This window comes from Streptomyces sp. NH27 (genome assembly GCF_056859195.1).
The window spans coordinates 1-1,890 of sequence record NZ_JACEGK010000847.1; the positions used below are offsets into that span (position 1 = coordinate 1).

The following is a 1,890-nucleotide window of genomic DNA, read 5'->3' on the forward strand; positions in this document are numbered from 1 at the left end:
GGGGCGTTGGCATGGGGGTCACCCTCCGATCACGGTCAGCGAGAGCCACAGTGCCACCACGGCGACCACGAGCGAGGCAGGCACGGCGATCGCGCCGAGGCGGGTGAACTCGCCGAGGTCCACCTCGGCTTCGTGGGCCCGCACGATACGCCGCCACAGGAGGGTGGCGAGAGACCCCGCATAGGTGAGGTTGGGACCGATGTTGACGCCGAGGAGGACGGCGAGCACGGCGCCCGGGCCGTGCGGCGCGGTCAGCGGGAGCAGGACGAGGACCGCGGGGAGGTTGTTGATCAGGTTCGCGAGCACCGCGGCCAGGGCGGCGAGCGCGAGCAGCGCGGGGAAGCCGGTGCCGCCGGGCACCGCGTGGCCGAGCGCCGAGCCGAGCCCGTGGTCGACCAGCGCGCGTACCACGATGCCGAGGGCGAGCACGAAGGCGAGGAAGGGGACGGCGGCCGACCGGACGAGGGCGGCGGGGGTGGTGCGGCGCCGGACCAGGGCGCGTACGGCGAGCACCGCGGCACCGGCGAAGGCCGCCCACGCCGGGTTGACGCCGAAGAGCGAGGCCAGCACGAAACCGGCGAGCGTACAGCCGACCGTGGCGAGGGCGAACCGGGGCAGCGGCGGCCGGGCCGCGGTCCGCTGCGGGTTCGCCCCGGCGGCCAGGTCGGTGCCGAAGAACCGCCGCAGCACCACGTACTCCACGCCGATCGCGGCCAGCCACGGCAGTGCCATCAGCGCGGCGAACCGGGTGAAGCTCAGCCCGCTGGCGGCCAGGGCGAGCAGGTTGGTGAGGTTGGAGACCGGCAGCAGCAGGGACGCGGTGTTGGACAGGTGCGTGCAGGCGTAGACGTGCGGTTTGGGGCGGGCGCCCAGCCGCGCGGCCGTCGCGAAGACCACCGGCGTGAGCAGCACGATGGTCGCGTCCAGGCTGAGCACCGCGGTGATCACCGAGGCGAGCACGAAGACCTGCCCGAGCAGGCGGTAGGGGCTGCCGCCGGCCGCGCTCGCCATCCAGTCGCCGCATGCGGTGAACAGCCCTTCCTCGTCGCAGAGTTGGGCCAGCACCAGGACCGCGGCGAGGAACCCGATCACCGGGCCGAGTTGCCGCGCCTCGGCCCGCGCGTGGTCCAGGGAGATCGCCCCGGTGGCGATCACCACGGCGGCGGCCGGCACCGCGACGGCCGCCTCCGGCAGGCCCCACGGCCGCGCCACCGCGCAGCCCAGCACGAGGACGAGCAGGACGGCGCTGAGCGCTTCGGCGGCGGAACTGTTCATCGGTCGGAGTCCATGCGGAGGCGTCCATGGGGTGAGGTGCGGTCGTCCCGTCGCCGGGGGCGCGACGGGCGCGACGGGCGTGGGCTGGACCGGGTGGTCGTGGTGGTCGTACGGCTCGGGCGGATCGTACGAGCCGGTGCGGGGCCTGCTGGTCAGGACGGTGGTGGGTTCGACTGCCAGTGTGAGGGCTGCCGGCCGTGGCGGGTGGGTACGCCACCGGCAGGCCGCGTGCCGCAGACGCGCCGCGCCCGCCGCCCGCCGGCGCACTACGGCCGGGGCGCGGCGCGAGGGACGTGCTGCGCGAGCGGTGGTGCACGGGTGCCGTGCGCCGGGCGGAAATGGTGCACGCGTGCCGTGGTGCGGCGCGTGCGCGACGCCGTACGGTCGAGGTGGTCGGCGGTCCGCGAACGGGGGATTGCGTACGGGGGAGGGGACCGCCGACCGGGTCGTACAGCCCTACCGGGGGAGGGGGCGCGCCGACCACATCCGCACCGCCCCGTGGGCATCGCACCCGGGGCGGTGCGCGTGCACGCGGTCTTCTTGCACGCGGTGCGTGGCGCTTACGCTTGAGGTTGACGACCCGCCGCGCGGGGCCGTTGTCGTCGGCGGGTCGTC

At 75.3% G+C, this 1,890-nt stretch carries 1 protein-coding gene; it reads right to left on the reverse strand.

Going from position 1 to position 1,890, the window contains the following annotated elements; translation table 11 throughout:
- Positions 1 to 18: 18 nt before the first annotated feature.
- Complete coding sequence (locus AC13HU_RS36435; protein WP_483046283.1) at positions 19 to 1,275, reverse strand: SLC13 family permease; 1,257 nt, start codon at positions 1,273 to 1,275, stop codon at positions 19 to 21.
- Positions 1,276 to 1,890 lie beyond the last annotated feature (615 nt).

What these genes read in the sequence shown, in the direction of transcription:
- AC13HU_RS36435 (WP_483046283.1), bottom strand. Translation starts at nt 1,275, where the DNA reads ATGAACAGTTCCGCCGCCGAAGCGCTCAGCGCCGTCCTGCTCGTCCTC.